A 17,142-nucleotide genomic window follows, 5' to 3' on the forward strand; every position below is an offset into this window, starting at 1 on the left:
CATTAATTTAAATCATAATTTTCAAGATGAATAGTTCAGAAAAGAATACTTTAAAAAATGAAAAACATTATGATAATGTATACAGCAAAGTTAATGTCAATAATATACTAAGTAAATTAGAAAACTTAGAAGCCTTTATGAATGATGCAACACGAACTGACACTAGTTGGGTGGGACTCTATCATGGTGATTTTCAACATCAACTAAAAGGTAAAAAAATTCTAGAGCTAGGATGTGGAGATTGTACCAATGCAGCTATTATGGCCGCATACGGTGCAGAAGTATATGCCAATGATATTTCTCAAAAATCAGGAGATATTATCAAACAACTTAATGAAAATTATGATTTTGAGTCAGAAATTAAGTTTATAGAAGGTGACTTTTTAAAATCAGAGCTTACTCATGATTTCTACGATATTGTAGTTGGAAAAGCCTTTGTACATCACTTAACGCATCAACAGGAAATTGAATTTACTGAAAAAATTGTATCCATATTAAAACCCGATGGTATTGTAAGATACTTTGAACCTGCAGTAAATAATAAATTCTTAGATTATTTACGATGGCTAACTCCTGTACCGGGTAGACCATCAAAAATTCAAAGGAAAAAGTTTAAGCAATGGAAATTAAATGATCCACATCCAGATAGGGATAACTCATCAAAGCATTATGAAAAAATTGGTGACACCTATTTTCATACAACTAATATTGTACCCATTGGGTCTATAGAGCGTTTTCATAGGATTCTTCCTAGGAAACATAGTCGAAAATTTAGAAGGTTTGCTTTTCGATTTGAAAGAAAATTACCTAATCTATTAAACTCATCCATAACAAGAAGTCATCTAGTAGAATACAAACAACCTAAAAAGTAATAGTTTAGAACAATAAATAACAAATAGCATATATGTTTTGTTATTACTGATGCTACTGCAACACAAAAAACCCGTCTTCAAATGAAGACGGGTTTTTATTATTCTATAAGTAAAACTTATTTCTTAGCTAAGAATTCGTTTACTTTATCTGGTGACATAACTGACTCAACAAAAGTGTAAGCTCCTGATTTTGGAGATTTCACCATTTTGATAGCTTTTGTCAAACGCTTTGATCCTGTCTGTAACGATGCTACTGATTTCTTTGCCATGTCTTACTTATTTTATTTCTTTATGAACCGTCATACGCTTAAGTACTGGATTAAATTTCTTTAATTCCATACGATCTGGCGTATTCTTTTTGTTCTTTGTAGTTATATATCTTGAAGTTCCTGGTTGTCCGGAAGCTTTGTGCTCTGTACACTCTAAGATTACCTGTACTCTGTTCCCTTTCTTGGCCATTTCTGTTACTCTTTATGGGATTTATTTTAAGAATCCTTTTGCACGCGCTTCTTTAAGCACTGCAGAGATTCCTTTCTTGTTAATATTTTTTAAAGCAGATGTAGACACTTTTAGTGTAATCCACTTATCTTCTTCAGGAATATAAAAACGCTTCTTTACAAGGTTAGCGTTAAATTTACGCTTCGTCTTATTCATGGCGTGAGAAACATTGTTTCCTACCATTGCTTTTTTTCCTGTAAGCTCACAAACTCTTGACATCTTAATAAACTTTTCTTGTTATTTCAAAACAGGGTGCAAATTTACATAAAATCTACAGCTACACCAAAACAAAATGCTAGTTTTTTGAAATTTCTTCATGTAATAGCTCTAATGCCTTGTTAACAGTCTTTTCTATCACTCTTTTTCTATGATTTCCCATCATAAAATGATATGCATTGCTTCCTTCTGGAGTAGCAATCCCGATATATACTGTTCCTACAGCAACATCAGAATCACCTTTTGTGGGTCCTGCATTTCCTGTTGTTGTAATCGCATAATCTGTATTGTACATTTTCTGCACTTGCACAGCCATAGCTTCAGCTACTTCAGCACTTACTACAGAATGTGCATCTATAAGCGCCTTATCTACTCCTAATACCTCTATTTTAGAACGCGTAGCATATGTAACAGTACTTCCTACTAAATAACCAGAAGCGCCTGCATTTGAAGCAAATCGTTGCACAACACTTCCTCCAGTACAACTTTCGGCAATAGAAAGTGTTTTCCTTTTGGTTGTTAAGGCTTTTCCTATGAGAAGTTCTAAGGGTCCGTTTTCTTCGTATCCTACAAAAACGTCTGCTACAAGAGGTACTAGTTTTTGTAATTGCACTTCCATTGCGGCATCTACATCTTCTTTTATAGCTCCACTAGTAGATAATCGCAAGCGCACACGTCCTAAGGAAGGCAAATAAGCTAGTTTGATCTCTGAAGGCAGTTCGTTTTCGAAAGCTTCTATACGCTGTGCAATAGCGCTCTCTCCCATTCCATACGTGAGTAATGTTTTGTGCAAAATATATGGAAGATGAAATTGTTCTTTTAATCTAGGAAGCACTTCATACTCCATCAACCCTTTCATCTCATGAGGTACACCAGGCATCGAGATAAATACTTTCCCATCTTGCTCCATCCACATACCAGGGGCCGTTCCATACTTATTTTTTAAAATAGTAGCCTTAGAAGGAACCAACGCTTGTGTTTTATTTGACTCTAGTAATGGTTTTTTTACGTATTTCTCAAATAAATACTCAACATGATCTAATACTTCTTGATTAAAGACAAGTTCATCATCAAAATATTCACAGAAGGTGCTTTTTGTAATATCATCTTTAGTAGGACCTAATCCTCCTGTTACGATAATGATATCTGAGTTCGCTTTCGCGAAAGCTAAACTTTCTAGAATGTGATCTTTATCATCTTGAACAGAGCTTATCTGATATACAGAAACACCAATAGCATTGAGAGCCTTTGAGATATAGGCAGAATTGGTATCTACAATTTGACCAATGAGAATCTCATCGCCTATTGTAATAATATGTGCTTTCATAAAGATTAGAAGTTAAAATCTTCCTTTAGTTCTTCTATAACAATTGTAAGGGTAGAGATAATCTGATCGAGCTGTTCTTGTATTGCTGAAGTAGGTTTGCTAGAATCTGACCACTTCTCCATAGCAGCGATTTGCTTCAATAAATCAATCCCAAACATATCAATATTTGGTTTCATTTTATGAGCAAACTGATATGCCATTTTATGGTTATCATTTTCTATAGCTGTTTGCATAGATAGCATATCTGGAGGAATCTCTTGTAAGAAGGTTTCTACAATTACACTTACAAAGCTATCATCACCACCAGCAATCTCTCTTACTTTTTCTAGGTTATAATTTTTTGTCATAACTATTTTACATTGATAGAAAACATCTCAGTATCTCCTATAAATCCTTTTAATTTATCATTTATAGCAACAGGTCCAACACCCGCTGGCGTGCCTGTAAATATAACATCTCCTATCTTAAGAGTAAAGTATTGAGAGACATAACTTATTAATTCGTCTATTTTCCATAACATATGTGCTGTGTTTCCATCTTGTAAAACAGCGCCATTTTTCTCTAATGTAAATGCAATATTATCTACATTTTCAAACGTACTCTTATCCAACCACTTCCCTATCACAGCAGCACCATCAAAGGCTTTGGCCTTTTCCCATGGTAGTCCTTTTGCTTTGAGACTAGATTGCAAATCACGTGCCGTAAAGTCAATCCCCAATCCTATTTCGTCATAATAGGTATGTGCAAATTTTTTATCTATGTATTTCCCTATTTTCTTGATCTTTACTAGAATCTCTACTTCGTGATGTACATCTTTTGAAAATTCCGGAATCACAAAAGGGTGTTGTTTTAGAAGAATCGAAGAGTCGGGTTTTAAAAAGACGACTGGATGATCTGGCCTTTCATTGGCAAGTTCTTCTATATGCTTTGCATAATTTCTTCCGATACAAATAAGTTTCATAGTATCTGTGGTTTAAAATAGTTTCGTATTAAAACCTCTAAGTTTTATAGCTGTCAACACTTTCTTAGTATATAATGGAAAATCTGCATTTTGAATCCATCCATAATAGCCTGGTTCATTTTCTAATACGGCTTCTACCAATTTTCCTTTATGCTTTCCAAAAGTAAAGATTTCTGCTCCTTTATCATCATACCCTATAAATCCTGCAAAATCTGCCGATTTTTTACGAGTACTAAACTCAGCTAATGATTTCATATTATTCTCTAACTCGTCATAACGATCTAGTTGAGATTTTAAAACTTCATAGGTAGCCATTGTATCTGCTGCTGCACTATGCGCATTGGTCAAGTCTTTATCACAATAAAACTTATAGGCTGCTACCAGCGTACGTTGTTCCATTTTATGAAAAATGTTTTGCACATCAATTGCATTCTTATTTTTCATATCAAAATCAATATCACAACGCAATAATTCTTCGGCTAATAATGGGATATCAAAACGATTAGAATTAAACCCTGCAAGATCTGAGTCTTTAATGATGTTATGAATTTCTGTTGCTTTTTGAGCAAATGTAGGTGCGTCTGCAATATCGGCATCACTTATGCCATGTACTGCTGTAGTAGCTGGTGGAATAGGTACTGTCGGGTTGATACGTTGTGTATATTCTTCTTCTCTTCCGTCTGGAAATACTTTCAGTATAGATATTTCTACGATGCGGTCTTTAGCTACTTGAATTCCTGTAGTCTCCAAATCGAAGAAGCAAATAGGTCTACTTATATTAAGCTTCATAAAGTTGTATTGAAACACAAAAATACAATTTGAAAAGCTATCCTCCGCCTTAGAGAAGGCTAAAAATATCAGAATATGTATCTTGTGGCTTTATTATTGAAGTATGACATTTATGAAGCTTTTTATACCATTATTTTTCCTCATATATCCATTATATTTCACAGCGCAAACTCCTGCCGTAGAACTCATAGAAGACAAACAAGCAAAACGGTGGACACTCTATGCTCAAAATAATACGGATATAGAACAGGAAGCTTTCCTCATGGTAAAAGGGGAAGGTTTTAGACGTAGTGCCGATAGACCTATCATCAAAAAAATACCACCTCATAGCAAAGTAGTCATGATCATATTGATTCCTTTAAAAGGTGCTACTCCAACGTATACAAAGATATTTACCTTTGAAGAACAATTACAAACTATTAAAAAACGTAAGGGCGAAGGGCAAGCAGAACGGGTTAATTTATTGCCTGTAGATCCGGAACAACTTACGGTCTTTATAGAAAACGATTGTGAAAAATGCAGCTATCTCACTGATTATTTGAGAAATCAAAGAATTAAACACCGTGCATTAGATATCAAAAAAAATAATGCTGTTTTCAACCTCATGTGGAAACATCTGAAAGATTCTGTTTCTGGTCGTGAACTCATTAAAATGCCAGTATTAATGCATCAAGAAAAAATGTATTTTGATATCATTGATATGGAGCATTTTATTCAGAATTTTAATTGGGAGAAAATTGATTAAGGTATACGCTTTCGCGAAAGCGCACTTAGCATCTATTCAATTATAAATCATAAAGTTATACTCTACAGGTTTATAATTTTAGTAATAATAGTATCTTTTCAAAAAAAACAATTCTTTAAATCGTACATGAATATACTTACAAGGCATTTCAACTATATATTAGTTGGGTCAATTTGCATTATCATAGATGTTAGTATCTCAAATGCTACTAATGGAAAAGGGCTTAATCTAGATTTTATAAATGATTTTTTGGGAGCCAGTCTTATATTTGTAGGTGTAAGATATTTACTTATTAACACAACTAGTACATCTCAACAATATTACAGCTATTTAAAAACAGCTCTTTATACGGCAAGTATATCAATATATTTTGGGGCGCTTGATTTTTTTGTTTTCCCACAACCTAGTTGGTTTATAATACTTAATATGTTTTTGCAACTCTTTGTTATCTACGGTGCGATAACGTTTTGCAAAGCAATGTTTATACTTACCGATCATGCAGAAGATTTTGAAAATAGAAATAGATGGAAAACAGCTCAATCACTAATAATTTATCTTACTTTCATTCCATATACTCTTATTCTTATCAATAGTATCTTTGAATTAACTGAATCAAACACGTACATAGATTTAAGCGCTAGATGGACACTATACATTATCCATTTACTATCTATACCGTTTGTCTATTTTATTTGGGTTCTATATACGACTAAACAACATATTAAACAAGTATAATAATCGCCATGAATACATTAAAACCTTCTTTCATTTTTATATTTTTTTGTACCTTTTTAGTGACTCAAATCTCTTTTGCACAAACAGAAGAGCAAAAAGCGATGGCAAAACTCTCTTTTATGATCGGTGATTGGAAAGGAACGGGTAGCTCCTATCCTAAAGATCAGAACAAACCCTATGATGTGCTTTCTAAAGTACGTTATGACTTAGACGGCGAGCTTCTCGTATTACGTCATAGAGGTACCAGAGACGGAAAACCTATATTGAGTTTACATACCATCATTTATTATAATGTAGAAGAAAAACAATATTATTACAATGCTTTTAGAAAGCAAGGAACACGTCCTTTTACAGGTAAAATTGTTGACGGAAAGCTCATCTGTACAATTGGGAATGAGTACCGCCTTATATTTCGGCGAACACCTGAAGGACTTTTTAATGAATATGGAGAAAAACTCATAGATGGAGTTTGGACCAAAAATTTTGAAGACCTCCTATACCCTACTTCAGAAATTACTTTTTAATTGCTTTCTTTTTACGTTAGTTCAACATACTCAGTATAGCATTTCGCGAAAGCGTATACGGAATATCTTTTTTTAGCGTTATAACTCTATAAATCCTATGACATTATGCTAAAAAAATTACCTTTCATTGTACTGCTTTTCTTAAGCTTTGCCGCAAAAGCGCAAGATCGCCCAATAAAAATTATAGATGAACAAGTAAAAAATCGTTTATTTCTGTATGCTGTAAATGAGAACGAAAAAGACCTTGATGTCATGATTACAGTGACAGGTACTGGTTTTAGACAAAGTAAAGCCAAGCCTAGATTAACTCGTATTCCAGCAACTTCCAAAGTAAATATCAAAAGTTTAATTATAGAACGTGGTAAAACACCTAATTATGAGTATGAACTTGTGGTAAATGATAGTTTATCTCGCAGAGCTCTTAAAAGACCTTTTGAGTTGGTGAAGATAGAGGCAAAACGACCTATTCTTATATATCTCACAGAAAAATGTACTACCTGCGATACACTTATTGCTAGCTTAGAAGAGAGCATCTATCTTTTTAAAACAGAAAAATTAAGTGATCAACCTAAAATGGAGGCCTATCTTACCAAGTCACTAGCAAACTCTGCAACGCCACTTGAATCACTTACAACTCCTATTTTGAATTTAGGAGGTAAAATATTTGTAGATATTGAAACCTACGAACAATTAATGGATAAGCTTAAAGAAATTGAATAGCCACAATGCCACCCCATAAAAAAAGCCTCATTTTTTAAATGAGGTTTTTTAAAATTCCGTTATCGTTATTTTCCACTATTTGCTCTATCTACCTTTTCTTTATACAAAAATAAGCCAGCAATTTGTTGTGGAGATTTGTTTTCAGTAGATTCTAATTTAGCCTTAAAGGATTTTGGAAGTTCTAAGTGATTATTCATTACGTGTAATCCTGTAACATTTGGATTTCTAGAATAATTAGTTTTCTTATGACTGATTTTGTAATCTGCAGTTATTATCTCTAAAATCTGAGGTATTTTAGACTTAAAATCTTTAGCAGATGAAAAAGTCATATCATCAACAAAAGAAGTAAACGTTGCTTCATTTTCTAGAGCGAATTTATTCAAAATATCACCAGTTTTAATAAAAACTAAATTTGCCAATGTTGAAGAAGTTGGAGCTCCTTGAGGTATTTGTCCCTTATAAGTAGTTAATTGAGTTAATATTCGAGATACTGACGGTGAAAATCCTTGACTTACAAACATTTTAAATACAGCTTCGATTTTAATTGACGGAAAAAAATCTTTTAAGTCAGTAGTAAATTTATATTTTTTACCCTGGTGCTTTTTTGCATTATCTATGTTGTCCTTTTTCTTCACAGCACCATAAGCATAAGAAGGCATTTTAATTTTTACTAAAATATTTCTATGAATTCTTTTCTGAATTACCTTAAGCCTTCTTTGACTTGGATGAATTATTCGTTTTTTTTGATTCCCGTTTGCGTCAAGTTTTGGTTTGCCAAATTTATCTCTTTTAATTTCTATCTTTTCTTTGTAAAAATTATCAATATTTCTAATAATCGATTCGATCTCTTTAAAATCAACTTTTAATGTGTAAGCTAAATGTTTGGTAGTTCGTATCATTATTTAGCAAAAAACTGGTTGATTAATGATTTTACAGAAGGAGCTATTATTTTAAAAGCTTCCTTTTTTTCTGGACTAATATCATCTCCATCTAGTGAAAGGAAAAATAATATTGGTAATGGTATACCCAAATTACTCGAAATAATTTTTAGTGTAGAAAGATTTGGTTCTTTATTATTATTTTCTATTTGAGATAAATATGCTTGCGTTATATCACAAAGCTGGGCGAATTGAGTTTGTTTGAAACCGTTTTGCTTTCTTATTGATTTTATTGCTAGTCCTAAATCCATAGAGTTAAATTGAAAAAATTAAGGGGTGTCGGGTCAGAATAAGTTCGTAAAGTCTTCGAAATGTGAAAATACCCTAGTGAGTAAATTAATTCCTCTAAATACTATACTCCAATCAATTGGTTTTACTTCACCATCTTTCTTGGAATCTTCTAAGTACTTAATTGCATTAGCTAAAAGAACTTTTTCTTCATCCGAGAAGGAACAACGTTTCTCGGAAAGGATGGTCTTCATACCTAGTATGAGATCATCAACGTACTGATAATTGCTTTTTTCACGCATATCTAATAATTTTAATTAAAAAGGCACTATTGCCTTGCCATATTACCAATATGCTTAATAATTAAATTCAATATGCGTTGTTCACAATATCACCCCCGAATTATTCCTTGCCATCTAAATGCCTTTTTACTTTTTGGCTTTTTGCCTCGCTGGCTTAACAAGTTATTAGCTGTTTTCTTCTTAATATAAGACTTTTACCACTTCAGATTTCAACTGAAACGGCTTCTAAGCATCCTACGCTAACGTTGAGCGCTTTTGCTATTGCCAATAGAACCATAATTGGTTGTGTAACTTAATACACTTTAGTAGCTTAAATTTAATTATTACAATTTTCAATACTCTTTCAAAGAACTGGCACAAAGATATAATATTTTTTAAGTTCACCAAATTTTTTTATAAAAAATATTACTGACAGTATATAAATATTATAATATAATACACTGAAAGTTATTTAATGTCTTTAAAATATTAATTCTTAAATCATTTATAATTACCCATAAAAAAAGCCTCATTTCTAATTGAAATGAGGCTTTTTAATTTGATATATCCTTTATTAGATTTCTCTATTCATGTCCCAAGCTTCTAGGTATTCGGCTACACGTTTTACAAACTGTCCTCCTAAAGCTCCATTCACGACACGGTGATCATACGAATGAGATAAGAACATTTTCATGCGAATTCCTATAAAGTCACCATCTGGTGTTTCAATCACTGCAGGAACTTTACGTATAGCTCCTAAAGCAAGTATAGCTACTTGTGGCTGATTGATAATAGGTGTTCCCATAATACTTCCAAAAGTACCTACATTAGTTACTGTGTAAGTTCCTCCTTGAGTATCATCAGGTTTTAATTTTCCACCACGAGAACGTGTTGCAAGATCATTCACCGCCTTTGTCATACCCACAAGGTTTAATTGATCTGCATTTTTAATAACAGGAACGATAAGGTTTCCATCTGGAAGTGCCGCAGCCATTCCTAAGTTTATGTTTTTACGTTTAATGATACGATCTCCATCTACAGAGATATTTATCATAGGGAAATCGCGTATTGCTTTTGCTACCGCTTCCATAAAGATAGGAGTAAATGTAAGTTTCTCTCCTTCTCTTTGCTCAAACGATCCTTTTACTTTTTTACGCCAGTTCCAAATATTTGTCACATCTGCTTCTATAAATGACTGTACATGTGCACTTGTTTGCACAGAAGCTACCATATGATGAGAAATCAATTTCCCCATACGTGTCATTTCTATAATCTCATCTTCCCCATTTACACTTACAGGACTTGGAGTAGCTTTTGGTGCAGCCTTCGCTACTTTTGGTGCAGCTGCAGGAGCAGGTGCTTGTTTTTCTGTACCACGTGTATCGATATACGCAAGCATATCATTTTTAGTCACACGACCATCTTTTCCTGTTCCAGCAATCCCATCAAGTTCTGTTTGTGAAATTCCTTCGGCTTTTGCCATATTCTTCACTAATGGAGAATAAAAGCGGTCTTCAGAACTCACTACAGGAGCTACCGTATCTTTTGCAACGGCTACTGTTTTTTCTACAGCAGCTATTGCTTTTTCAACAGTAGGCGTTTCTACTACTGTAGCCGGAGCAGCGTCGGTTGCAGCATCACCATCTGTTTCTATAATGGCAATAGTTTGCCCTACTTGAACAACATCATCTATTTCAAAAAGCTTTTCTACAAGAACTCCATCTACCTCACTTGGCACTTCACTATCTACCTTATCGGTAGCAATTTCTAGTACCGCTTCGTCTGCTTCTATAGTCTCGCCTACTTCTTTAAGCCAAGAGGTTAAGGTTGCTTCTGCAACACTTTCACCCATTTTTGGTAGTTTAAGTTCGAATCTTGCCATTTTCTTATGTAAAAGGTGTTTTTATTAAAATTTGTGCAAAAATACTATTTTTAACCGACTTCATATTAAGAAATTCATAATATTACATCTTTAAAAATGGAGTACTTCGCCTCTTCCTTCGCTACTATTGCTTCCTATTGCAAAGGTAGTATTTTTAGGTATAATCTTAAATGTAAGTTGCTTGTTTGCTGATTCTGAAATCAATGTAATACATCTGGTATAAGATATGGATGCTGCATCTAGAAACACTTCAGTCCCAGCTATAGCGTCTTTTAAGTCAGTAACTTTTTTTATAGATGCGCCTATTGATTTAGAAATCAATGATACAAGTTGCTCATTATCTGTTACTATCATATACATTTTAGGTAATACTGTAGATTTCTCTTTAGGTGTTTCAGATATACGCTTTCGCGAAAGCGTAGCCAACCACAATCCCATACGTACCACAATAGCTTCTATCGAATTACTATTAAAATGCTTGTAATAAAAAATACGCATTGCATCATAAAATCGTTTCCTATAGGTAGCATCTTTTGCAGTACTCTCTCCTTTATAATGCAATACTGTTGTTTCTCCAAAATAGTAGTTTAGATATCCTGTTTCTTCGATAGTATATGATAAGTCTATATCTTCTCCATACATAAAATACTGCTCATCAAATCCTTTTACCTCTGTATATACTGTATGTTTTAGAAACATAAACGCTCCTGCTAGTACTGTTATTTTTCCAGTTTCATATTGACCTAGTGTATTTACATAATAAGAAGCTCCGTTACCAAATATTTTTTGGAATGCGACTTTAGGTGTGGGTAAATTACGTTTACTCTCTGGTAAGAATCGTCCTGTCCCATCTACAAGACGTGCGCCTACGGCTCCTATTTGAGGTTTCTGAGAAGCAAAATTTAATAGTTTTTCAAAGGTATCTTCGCTTACAACAGTATCCGGATTCAGAATACAAACATAAGTTCCTTGTGCTTTTTCTACTCCTTGATTATTTGCTGTCGAAAATCCTACATTTTTCTCATTTGCTATCAAAATCACTTCTGGAAACAACTCGCGTACCATCGTACAACTATCATCCCGAGAATCATTATCTACCACAATAATCTCTGCATCTATCGTCTCTATAGCAGCTTGTACACTTCGGATGCAAAGCTCCAAAAAGTAGCGTACATTATAGTTTACTATGACGACTGAAAGTTGTTTCAAGTAATTAATTTTTTAAGGAAGATTCAAAAGGAATACGATGTAATATACTACGCCCTAAGGTAACCTCATCTGCATATTCTAATTCGTCACCTACAGAGATACCTCGTGCAATTGTAGAGGTTTGTACATTGTATTCTTCTACTTGTTTGTAGATATAAAAATTGGTAGTATCCCCTTCCATAGTAGAGCTTAGTGCAAAGATAATTTCTTTAACTTCACCTTCTTTTACCTTTTCTATTAATGAGAAAATATTGAGTTCTTGAGGTCCTATTCCATCCAATGGGCTGATCTTTCCTCCCAATACATGATATAACCCTTTATACTGGCTCGTATTTTCTATAGCCATCACATCCCGTATATCTTCAACTACACAGACTAAAGAAGCATCACGATTTGGATTAGCACAAATCTCACATAATGCTACATCAGAGATATTATGACATTTCTTACAAAACTTAATCGTATCTCGCATGGTAAGCAATGCTTCTGCTAGATGATGTGTCTGCGTTTCTGGTTGCCTTAATAAATGTAACACCAATCGCAAAGCTGTACGCTTTCCTACGCCAGGTAATTGTGACATCTCATAGACTGCATTTTCGAGAAGTTTTGAAGAAAATTCCATACCTTAATTCTTATCTTCCAGCAAAGGTACAAATCGAAACTCTCCAAATTCTTTTTTCTCAAATTTAGTCGCTTCTACACGTACAAATAAGGTCATTACTTGAGGATCGTCTCCCACAGGTATCACGAGTCTCCCTCCTATTTTAAGCTGACTCAATAATGGTTTAGGAACATAGGGTGCGCCTGCCGTTACAATAATACTATCAAATGGCGCATATTCTGGTAATCCTTTGTAGCCATCTCCAAAACTCAAAAACTTAGGTCGGTATCCTAATTTAGATAAAAAGAGTTTTGTTTTCTTGAATAGTTCTTGTTGCCTTTCTATAGAATATACTTTAGCCCCAAGTTCACATAAAACAGCTGTTTGATAGCCACTTCCAGTACCAATTTCCAATACTTGATCTCCTCGTTTTACTTGTAGTAATTCGCTTTGAAAAGCAACTGTATAGGGTTGTGATATCGTTTGATCTGCAGCTATAGGAAAGGCTTTGTCTTGATAGGCATGGTCTTCAAAACTACTATCCATAAAAAAGTGTCTCGGTATGTTCCCTATAGCATCCAATACCGCTTTATTAGTGACCCCTTTATTCTTAACAATCTCTACCAATTGTCTACGTTTTCCTTGATGACGCGTCGTATCCTTCATTGGCATAAAAATACAGTTTTAATTGGGCTTTCAAAGAAAAGATGAGCTAGATTAATTAACATCTTTTTTCTCTATGAAATTCTTAAAAAAAATCCCTGAAATAACCTTATTTTTGTGTAAAAATAAACCCTATGCTTAAAGCTGGAGTATTAGGTGCTGGGCACCTAGGCAAAATACACTTACGCCTTTTACAACAATCTGAAAATTATGAACTTATTGGTTTTTATGATGCTTCTCCTGAAGTACGTAAAGCCATCGCCTCAGAATTTGGGTATACCCCGTTTGATACGATGGAAAGTCTCATAGAAGCCTGCGATATGATAGATGTTGTAACACCTACTACACATCATTATGAATGTGCTAAGAAAGTAATTACTGCTGGAAAGCATTTATTTATAGAAAAACCCATTACCAATAAGATAGAAGAAGCAGAAGAGTTACTTGCCCTTGCCAAAAAACATAATGTACTTGGACAAGTAGGTCACGTAGAGCGTTTCAATCCTGCATTCATGTCTGTAAATGATTCCATACAAACTCCCATGTTTATAGAGGCTCATAGACTTGCAGAGTTTAACCCAAGAGGAACAGATGTGCCAGTTGTACTAGATCTAATGATTCATGATATAGATGCTATTTTAAGTGTGGTACAGAGTCCCGTAAGAAATGTATCTGCTAGTGGCGTTTCTGTGATTAGTGAAACACCAGATATTGCTAATGCTCGTATTGAGTTTGAAAATGGATGTGTTGCTAATCTTACAGCAAGTCGTATTTCTCTTAAAAATATGCGTAAAGCCCGTTTCTTTCAAAAAGATGCTTACATATCTGTCGACTTTTTAGAAAAGAAAGTGGAAGTTGTAAAAATGAAAGATGCGCCAGAACAGCCTGATGATTTTGCAATGATTCTACAAAACGCAGAAGGCATTAAAAAGCAAATCTATTTTGATAATCCTGATGTTCCTTCTAACAATGCTATTCTTGATGAGTTAGACGCTTTCGCGAAAGCAATAAAAACCAATACTACTCCTGTGGTATCATTAGAAGCAGGCACTGAAGCCTTACGTGTTGCAAAAATGGTCATTGCTAATTTCTAAAAAACAAATAATGTCCATACACAAACTCATTGTTGCTATTTTCATACTTGCTACTACAACAGTTTCTGCTCAAAAAAAGGCAGAAAAAGTGGAGCTCATTGATATGGTTAAAGATTTAATGATTACAAAAAAACAGGAATCTAACATCAAACAAATCTGGTGGATTCCTAGTGAGTATTGGAGAATTGCGCTTACAGATTCTCCCGACATAGGAGAAGAAATCATTCTAGATATAGAAAACAAGTTGGTAGGATACTCTCTTTTTTCTGTAGTAAATTCAGATATAAGCCCTTTTAGTGGTTTTAAGAAACGAGATGCCGCGATTACAATTATACATGATAATGAGATTTTATCACCTTTATCTGATGAAGAGATCCCTGCAGATATAAAAGAGCTCGTAGATGTATTTAGACCGACATTGGCAAGTATGGTAGGGCAATTAGGAGAACAAATGGTGTTTTATGTATTTAAAAATGAATTAGAAGATGGTACAACAGCAATCTCTCCATTAAATACAGGGAAGCTTCATGTAAAAGTAAATGACGAAGATTTTACGTATCGCCTTCCGCTACAATCAATGGTAGCTAAAAAAATATGTCCAGAAGATCAAGAAGCATTAAATGGAAATTGGGAATACTGTCCTTGGCATGGAGTTAAATTAACTGAGCAGAAATAATTACACAGGTTTTGCTAGAGTTTATACTGAGCATAGCCAAAGTGCGAAAGCATATATAGAATTAAATAAAGTTTCCGCCAGAGTTTATGCTGAGCGTGTTAAAGTGCATAGTCTAAGTTCGGGAGTTAAGTAACATTAATAAATATTAAATAAGATTTCCGTCTTCTCGGAAATAAAAATGAGTTATAATATGAAAAACATAGCAGTAATAGGTGCAGGAACCATGGGTAACGGAATCGCTCATACTTTTGCACAAAGTGGATACAAAGTACAATTAATAGATATCTCTCAAGCTTCTTTAGATAGAGGGATGGCCACGATTACAAAAAATTTAGATCGTCAGTTAGCTAAAGAACGTATTACAGAAGCTCAAAAACAAGCTACATTAGATAACATTACTACGTTTACAGACTTGAACGAAGGGGTTGAATATGCAGGACTTGTAGTAGAAGCTGCTACAGAAAATGTAGATTTAAAACTTAAAATATTTAGAGATTTAGACGCTGCTACTGGAGAAGATACCATCCTAGCAACCAATACGTCATCTATATCTATTACTCAAATTGCTGCAGTTACTAATCGTCCAGAACAAGTGATCGGAATGCACTTTATGAATCCGGTACCTATCATGAAATTAGTAGAAATTATACGTGGATATAACACTAGCGATGAAGTAACGAATACGATCATGGAAATGTCTAAAAATTTAGGCAAAGTTCCCGTTGAGGTAAATGACTACCCTGGTTTTGTGGCTAATCGTATTTTAATGCCTATGATTAATGAAGCTATTGAAACCTTATACAATGGAGTTGCAGGTGTTTATGAAATTGACACCGTAATGAAATTAGGAATGGCCCATCCTATGGGGCCGTTACAACTTGCTGACTTTATAGGTCTAGATGTATGTTTATCTATACTTGAAGTAATGCATGATGGATTTAAAAACCCAAAATATGCACCATGCCCATTATTAGTAAATATGGTACGTGCAGGAAAATTAGGTGTAAAATCTGGAGAAGGGTTTTATGACTACTCAGAAAGTCGTAAAGCTGAGAATGTAGCCAAAATGTTTGCTTAAAACTAAACCCTCATGAGTTTCAAAGGAAGTTATAGATATAGTATACTGTTTGCTGTTATTTTCTTTTTTTCTTGTCAAGAAAATAAACAAACTGATATAGAAGAAAGCAAACAGGAAAAAGTAGGAAGTGAAGAACTTAAAAATACTACCACGGATACTCCTGCAAATTTTCTTGCCATTGTATATAGAAATGTACTCAATGAAGTAACAGATATTAATTTAACGATAAAAAAAGAAGGAACTTTTATTTATTATCAAGCCCCACTAACTGAGACACCTGAAGGTGAGTACAAAACAACAACACTCTTGGGCTCTTGGTCAAAAAAAGATCATTGGATTGTATTAAAATTTGAAGACCCAAATGTAAAAGCTCATACTATTTTTATAGCAGCTAACGGTCAAGATGGTAACTTTAAAATTATTGATAATACTACAGTAGAAATAAATACTGATCTAGGAGAAATTTCAATGCTAGGAATACGCTGTCTCAAATCAATCATTCGATGAAAAAAAGTGTATATGACTTAACAAAAGATGATTGGAATACATTATTCCCTATAGCTCTTGAAGATCATAATCCTCATTGGAAAGATATTTATGAACAGGAAGAAAAGCGTATTATAGATGCATTAGGTAGAAAAACCATCTTAAGAATTGAGCATTTTGGAAGTACTTCCATTCCAGCTATAAAAGCAAAACCATATATAGATATTATCATCGAGGTATCTAAAGAACACCTTTTTGATGAACAAATCATTCATAGTTTTAAATCTCTTGGGTATGTCTATTTTGAAGTACCCAAAAGAGACGACATAGATGCTTATATGTCTTTTGGGAAAGGCTATAATGTTGAAGGTAAAAAAGAACAAATTTATCATATACATATGTGCCCCAAAGATAATTATATGTGGCAACAAGTTGACTTCAGAGATTACCTGAATACGCATATAGAAAGAGCAAAAGCCTATGAGGAGTTAAAAATTGCATCTGCTGCTATATTTAAAAATGATAGAGGGAGTTATGTACTTTCTAAAACCGACTTTGTTAATGAAACATTAACTATTATTAATAATACCACTTTATAAGTAATAGCCTTTAAGAAACA

At 33.8% G+C, this 17,142-nt stretch carries 23 protein-coding genes; 10 read left to right on the forward strand and 13 right to left on the reverse strand.

Annotated elements, in window-relative coordinates:
* The first annotated feature begins 26 nt into the window (after window positions 1-26).
* Window positions 27-872 (forward strand): class I SAM-dependent methyltransferase, encoded by an 846-nt coding sequence (locus Q1A01_RS07985; RefSeq protein ID WP_299678593.1) that lies wholly within the window; start codon window positions 27-29, stop codon window positions 870-872.
* 116 nt (window positions 873-988) lie between these two features.
* Here the strand turns inward: Q1A01_RS07985 and Q1A01_RS07990 are convergent, their stop codons facing one another.
* The 7 genes from Q1A01_RS07990 to Q1A01_RS08020 all read right to left on the reverse strand — a co-directional run bounded on the left by Q1A01_RS07990 (window position 989) and on the right by Q1A01_RS08020 (window position 4,663).
* Window positions 989-1,141 (reverse strand): DUF4295 domain-containing protein, encoded by a 153-nt coding sequence (locus tag Q1A01_RS07990; protein ID WP_299678596.1) that lies wholly within the window; start codon window positions 1,139-1,141, stop codon window positions 989-991.
* Window positions 1,142-1,148: 7 nt separating this feature from the next.
* Window positions 1,149-1,331: a 50S ribosomal protein L33 gene (gene rpmG / locus Q1A01_RS07995; protein ID WP_299678599.1), complete on the reverse strand. Its 183-nt coding sequence runs from the start codon at window positions 1,329-1,331 to the stop codon at window positions 1,149-1,151.
* A gap of 21 nt (window positions 1,332-1,352) precedes the next feature.
* Window positions 1,353-1,589: a 50S ribosomal protein L28 gene (gene rpmB, locus Q1A01_RS08000; protein WP_299678602.1), complete on the reverse strand. Its 237-nt coding sequence runs from the start codon at window positions 1,587-1,589 to the stop codon at window positions 1,353-1,355.
* Window positions 1,590-1,665: 76 nt separating this feature from the next.
* A complete protein-coding gene (locus Q1A01_RS08005) occupies window positions 1,666-2,913 on the reverse strand; it encodes a CinA family nicotinamide mononucleotide deamidase-related protein (protein ID WP_299678605.1) in 1,248 nt (415 codons plus the stop codon).
* Window positions 2,914-2,918: 5 nt separating this feature from the next.
* Window positions 2,919-3,260 carry an Hpt domain-containing protein gene (locus Q1A01_RS08010; protein WP_299678608.1) on the reverse strand — a complete coding sequence of 114 codons (342 nt, stop codon included), beginning with the start codon at window positions 3,258-3,260 and terminating at the stop codon, window positions 2,919-2,921.
* A gap of 2 nt (window positions 3,261-3,262) precedes the next feature.
* Complete coding sequence (locus Q1A01_RS08015; protein WP_299678611.1) at window positions 3,263-3,874, reverse strand: fumarylacetoacetate hydrolase family protein; 612 nt, start codon at window positions 3,872-3,874, stop codon at window positions 3,263-3,265.
* Between the two features lie 12 nt (window positions 3,875-3,886).
* Window positions 3,887-4,663, reverse strand: coding sequence for a 3'-5' exonuclease (locus Q1A01_RS08020; protein WP_299678614.1), 777 nt, complete (start codon window positions 4,661-4,663; stop codon window positions 3,887-3,889).
* Window positions 4,664-4,775: 112 nt separating this feature from the next.
* Between Q1A01_RS08020 and Q1A01_RS08025 the strand changes: the two genes are divergently transcribed.
* From Q1A01_RS08025 to Q1A01_RS08040, 4 genes are all read left to right on the forward strand, one after another.
* Complete coding sequence (locus tag Q1A01_RS08025; RefSeq protein WP_299678617.1) at window positions 4,776-5,408, forward strand: hypothetical protein; 633 nt, start codon at window positions 4,776-4,778, stop codon at window positions 5,406-5,408.
* Between the two features lie 126 nt (window positions 5,409-5,534).
* A complete protein-coding gene (locus tag Q1A01_RS08030; RefSeq protein WP_299678620.1) occupies window positions 5,535-6,143 on the forward strand; it encodes a hypothetical protein in 609 nt (202 codons plus the stop codon).
* An 8-nt stretch (window positions 6,144-6,151) separates the two neighbouring features.
* Window positions 6,152-6,667: a hypothetical protein gene (locus tag Q1A01_RS08035; RefSeq protein ID WP_299678623.1), complete on the forward strand. Its 516-nt coding sequence runs from the start codon at window positions 6,152-6,154 to the stop codon at window positions 6,665-6,667.
* A 105-nt stretch (window positions 6,668-6,772) separates the two neighbouring features.
* Window positions 6,773-7,387: a hypothetical protein gene (locus tag Q1A01_RS08040; RefSeq protein WP_299678626.1), complete on the forward strand. Its 615-nt coding sequence runs from the start codon at window positions 6,773-6,775 to the stop codon at window positions 7,385-7,387.
* A 65-nt stretch (window positions 7,388-7,452) separates the two neighbouring features.
* Here Q1A01_RS08040 and Q1A01_RS08045 read toward each other — a convergent pair whose 3' ends face one another.
* The 6 genes from Q1A01_RS08045 to Q1A01_RS08070 all read right to left on the reverse strand — a co-directional run bounded on the left by Q1A01_RS08045 (window position 7,453) and on the right by Q1A01_RS08070 (window position 13,192).
* Window positions 7,453-8,286 (reverse strand): reverse transcriptase family protein, encoded by an 834-nt coding sequence (locus Q1A01_RS08045; RefSeq protein WP_299678629.1) that lies wholly within the window; start codon window positions 8,284-8,286, stop codon window positions 7,453-7,455.
* Window positions 8,286-8,576 carry a helix-turn-helix transcriptional regulator gene (locus tag Q1A01_RS08050; protein ID WP_299678632.1) on the reverse strand — a complete coding sequence of 97 codons (291 nt, stop codon included), beginning with the start codon at window positions 8,574-8,576 and terminating at the stop codon, window positions 8,286-8,288. The genes Q1A01_RS08045 and Q1A01_RS08050 overlap by 1 nt, the downstream gene beginning before the upstream one ends.
* Before the next feature lie 832 nt (window positions 8,577-9,408).
* Window positions 9,409-10,716 (reverse strand): dihydrolipoamide acetyltransferase family protein, encoded by a 1,308-nt coding sequence (locus Q1A01_RS08055; protein WP_299678635.1) that lies wholly within the window; start codon window positions 10,714-10,716, stop codon window positions 9,409-9,411.
* Between the two features lie 90 nt (window positions 10,717-10,806).
* Entirely contained in the window at window positions 10,807-11,925 is a 1,119-nt protein-coding gene (locus Q1A01_RS08060; RefSeq protein ID WP_299678638.1) for a glycosyltransferase family 2 protein, read from the reverse strand.
* 4 nt (window positions 11,926-11,929) lie between these two features.
* Window positions 11,930-12,547: a recombination mediator RecR gene (recR, locus tag Q1A01_RS08065; protein ID WP_299678641.1), complete on the reverse strand. Its 618-nt coding sequence runs from the start codon at window positions 12,545-12,547 to the stop codon at window positions 11,930-11,932.
* A gap of 3 nt (window positions 12,548-12,550) precedes the next feature.
* Window positions 12,551-13,192, reverse strand: coding sequence for a protein-L-isoaspartate(D-aspartate) O-methyltransferase (locus tag Q1A01_RS08070; RefSeq protein ID WP_299679043.1), 642 nt, complete (start codon window positions 13,190-13,192; stop codon window positions 12,551-12,553).
* Window positions 13,193-13,323: 131 nt separating this feature from the next.
* On the opposite strand from Q1A01_RS08070, the gene Q1A01_RS08075 reads away from it, so the two are divergent.
* From Q1A01_RS08075 to Q1A01_RS08095, 5 genes are all read left to right on the forward strand, one after another.
* The gene (locus Q1A01_RS08075) at window positions 13,324-14,283 is read left to right on the forward strand and encodes a Gfo/Idh/MocA family oxidoreductase (protein WP_299678645.1); all 960 of its coding nucleotides are present in this window, start codon (window positions 13,324-13,326) and stop codon (window positions 14,281-14,283) included.
* A 10-nt stretch (window positions 14,284-14,293) separates the two neighbouring features.
* The gene (locus Q1A01_RS08080; RefSeq protein ID WP_299678648.1) at window positions 14,294-14,959 is read left to right on the forward strand and encodes a hypothetical protein; all 666 of its coding nucleotides are present in this window, start codon (window positions 14,294-14,296) and stop codon (window positions 14,957-14,959) included.
* Between the two features lie 190 nt (window positions 14,960-15,149).
* Window positions 15,150-16,037: a 3-hydroxybutyryl-CoA dehydrogenase gene (locus Q1A01_RS08085; protein WP_299678651.1), complete on the forward strand. Its 888-nt coding sequence runs from the start codon at window positions 15,150-15,152 to the stop codon at window positions 16,035-16,037.
* 12 nt (window positions 16,038-16,049) lie between these two features.
* Window positions 16,050-16,544 (forward strand): hypothetical protein, encoded by a 495-nt coding sequence (locus tag Q1A01_RS08090; RefSeq protein WP_299678654.1) that lies wholly within the window; start codon window positions 16,050-16,052, stop codon window positions 16,542-16,544.
* Window positions 16,541-17,122 (forward strand): GrpB family protein, encoded by a 582-nt coding sequence (locus Q1A01_RS08095; RefSeq protein WP_299678657.1) that lies wholly within the window; start codon window positions 16,541-16,543, stop codon window positions 17,120-17,122. Before Q1A01_RS08090 ends, Q1A01_RS08095 begins: the two co-directional genes overlap by 4 nt.
* Window positions 17,123-17,142 lie beyond the last annotated feature (20 nt).

The sequence above is a fragment of the uncultured Dokdonia sp. genome (genome assembly GCF_947492815.1).
GTDB lineage: Bacteria > Bacteroidota > Bacteroidia > Flavobacteriales > Flavobacteriaceae > Dokdonia.

Coding starts and splice junctions, on each gene's coding strand:
- Q1A01_RS07985 (WP_299678593.1), top strand. CDS start 27: ATGAATAGTTCAGAAAAGAATACTTTAAAAAATGAAAAACATTATGAT.
- Q1A01_RS07990 (WP_299678596.1), bottom strand. CDS start 1,141: ATGGCAAAGAAATCAGTAGCATCGTTACAGACAGGATCAAAGCGTTTG.
- rpmG (WP_299678599.1), bottom strand. CDS start 1,331: ATGGCCAAGAAAGGGAACAGAGTACAGGTAATCTTAGAGTGTACAGAG.
- rpmB (WP_299678602.1), bottom strand. CDS start 1,589: ATGTCAAGAGTTTGTGAGCTTACAGGAAAAAAAGCAATGGTAGGAAAC.
- Q1A01_RS08005 (WP_299678605.1), bottom strand. CDS start 2,913: ATGAAAGCACATATTATTACAATAGGCGATGAGATTCTCATTGGTCAA.
- Q1A01_RS08010 (WP_299678608.1), bottom strand. CDS start 3,260: ATGACAAAAAATTATAACCTAGAAAAAGTAAGAGAGATTGCTGGTGGT.
- Q1A01_RS08015 (WP_299678611.1), bottom strand. CDS start 3,874: ATGAAACTTATTTGTATCGGAAGAAATTATGCAAAGCATATAGAAGAA.
- Q1A01_RS08020 (WP_299678614.1), bottom strand. CDS start 4,663: ATGAAGCTTAATATAAGTAGACCTATTTGCTTCTTCGATTTGGAGACT.
- Q1A01_RS08025 (WP_299678617.1), top strand. CDS start 4,776: ATGAAGCTTTTTATACCATTATTTTTCCTCATATATCCATTATATTTC.
- Q1A01_RS08030 (WP_299678620.1), top strand. CDS start 5,535: ATGAATATACTTACAAGGCATTTCAACTATATATTAGTTGGGTCAATT.
- Q1A01_RS08035 (WP_299678623.1), top strand. CDS start 6,152: ATGAATACATTAAAACCTTCTTTCATTTTTATATTTTTTTGTACCTTT.
- Q1A01_RS08040 (WP_299678626.1), top strand. CDS start 6,773: ATGCTAAAAAAATTACCTTTCATTGTACTGCTTTTCTTAAGCTTTGCC.
- Q1A01_RS08045 (WP_299678629.1), bottom strand. CDS start 8,286: ATGATACGAACTACCAAACATTTAGCTTACACATTAAAAGTTGATTTT.
- Q1A01_RS08050 (WP_299678632.1), bottom strand. CDS start 8,576: ATGGATTTAGGACTAGCAATAAAATCAATAAGAAAGCAAAACGGTTTC.
- Q1A01_RS08055 (WP_299678635.1), bottom strand. CDS start 10,716: ATGGCAAGATTCGAACTTAAACTACCAAAAATGGGTGAAAGTGTTGCA.
- recR (WP_299678641.1), bottom strand. CDS start 12,547: ATGGAATTTTCTTCAAAACTTCTCGAAAATGCAGTCTATGAGATGTCA.
- Q1A01_RS08070 (WP_299679043.1), bottom strand. CDS start 13,192: ATGAAGGATACGACGCGTCATCAAGGAAAACGTAGACAATTGGTAGAG.
- Q1A01_RS08075 (WP_299678645.1), top strand. CDS start 13,324: ATGCTTAAAGCTGGAGTATTAGGTGCTGGGCACCTAGGCAAAATACAC.
- Q1A01_RS08080 (WP_299678648.1), top strand. CDS start 14,294: ATGTCCATACACAAACTCATTGTTGCTATTTTCATACTTGCTACTACA.
- Q1A01_RS08085 (WP_299678651.1), top strand. CDS start 15,150: ATGAAAAACATAGCAGTAATAGGTGCAGGAACCATGGGTAACGGAATC.
- Q1A01_RS08090 (WP_299678654.1), top strand. CDS start 16,050: ATGAGTTTCAAAGGAAGTTATAGATATAGTATACTGTTTGCTGTTATT.
- Q1A01_RS08095 (WP_299678657.1), top strand. CDS start 16,541: ATGAAAAAAAGTGTATATGACTTAACAAAAGATGATTGGAATACATTA.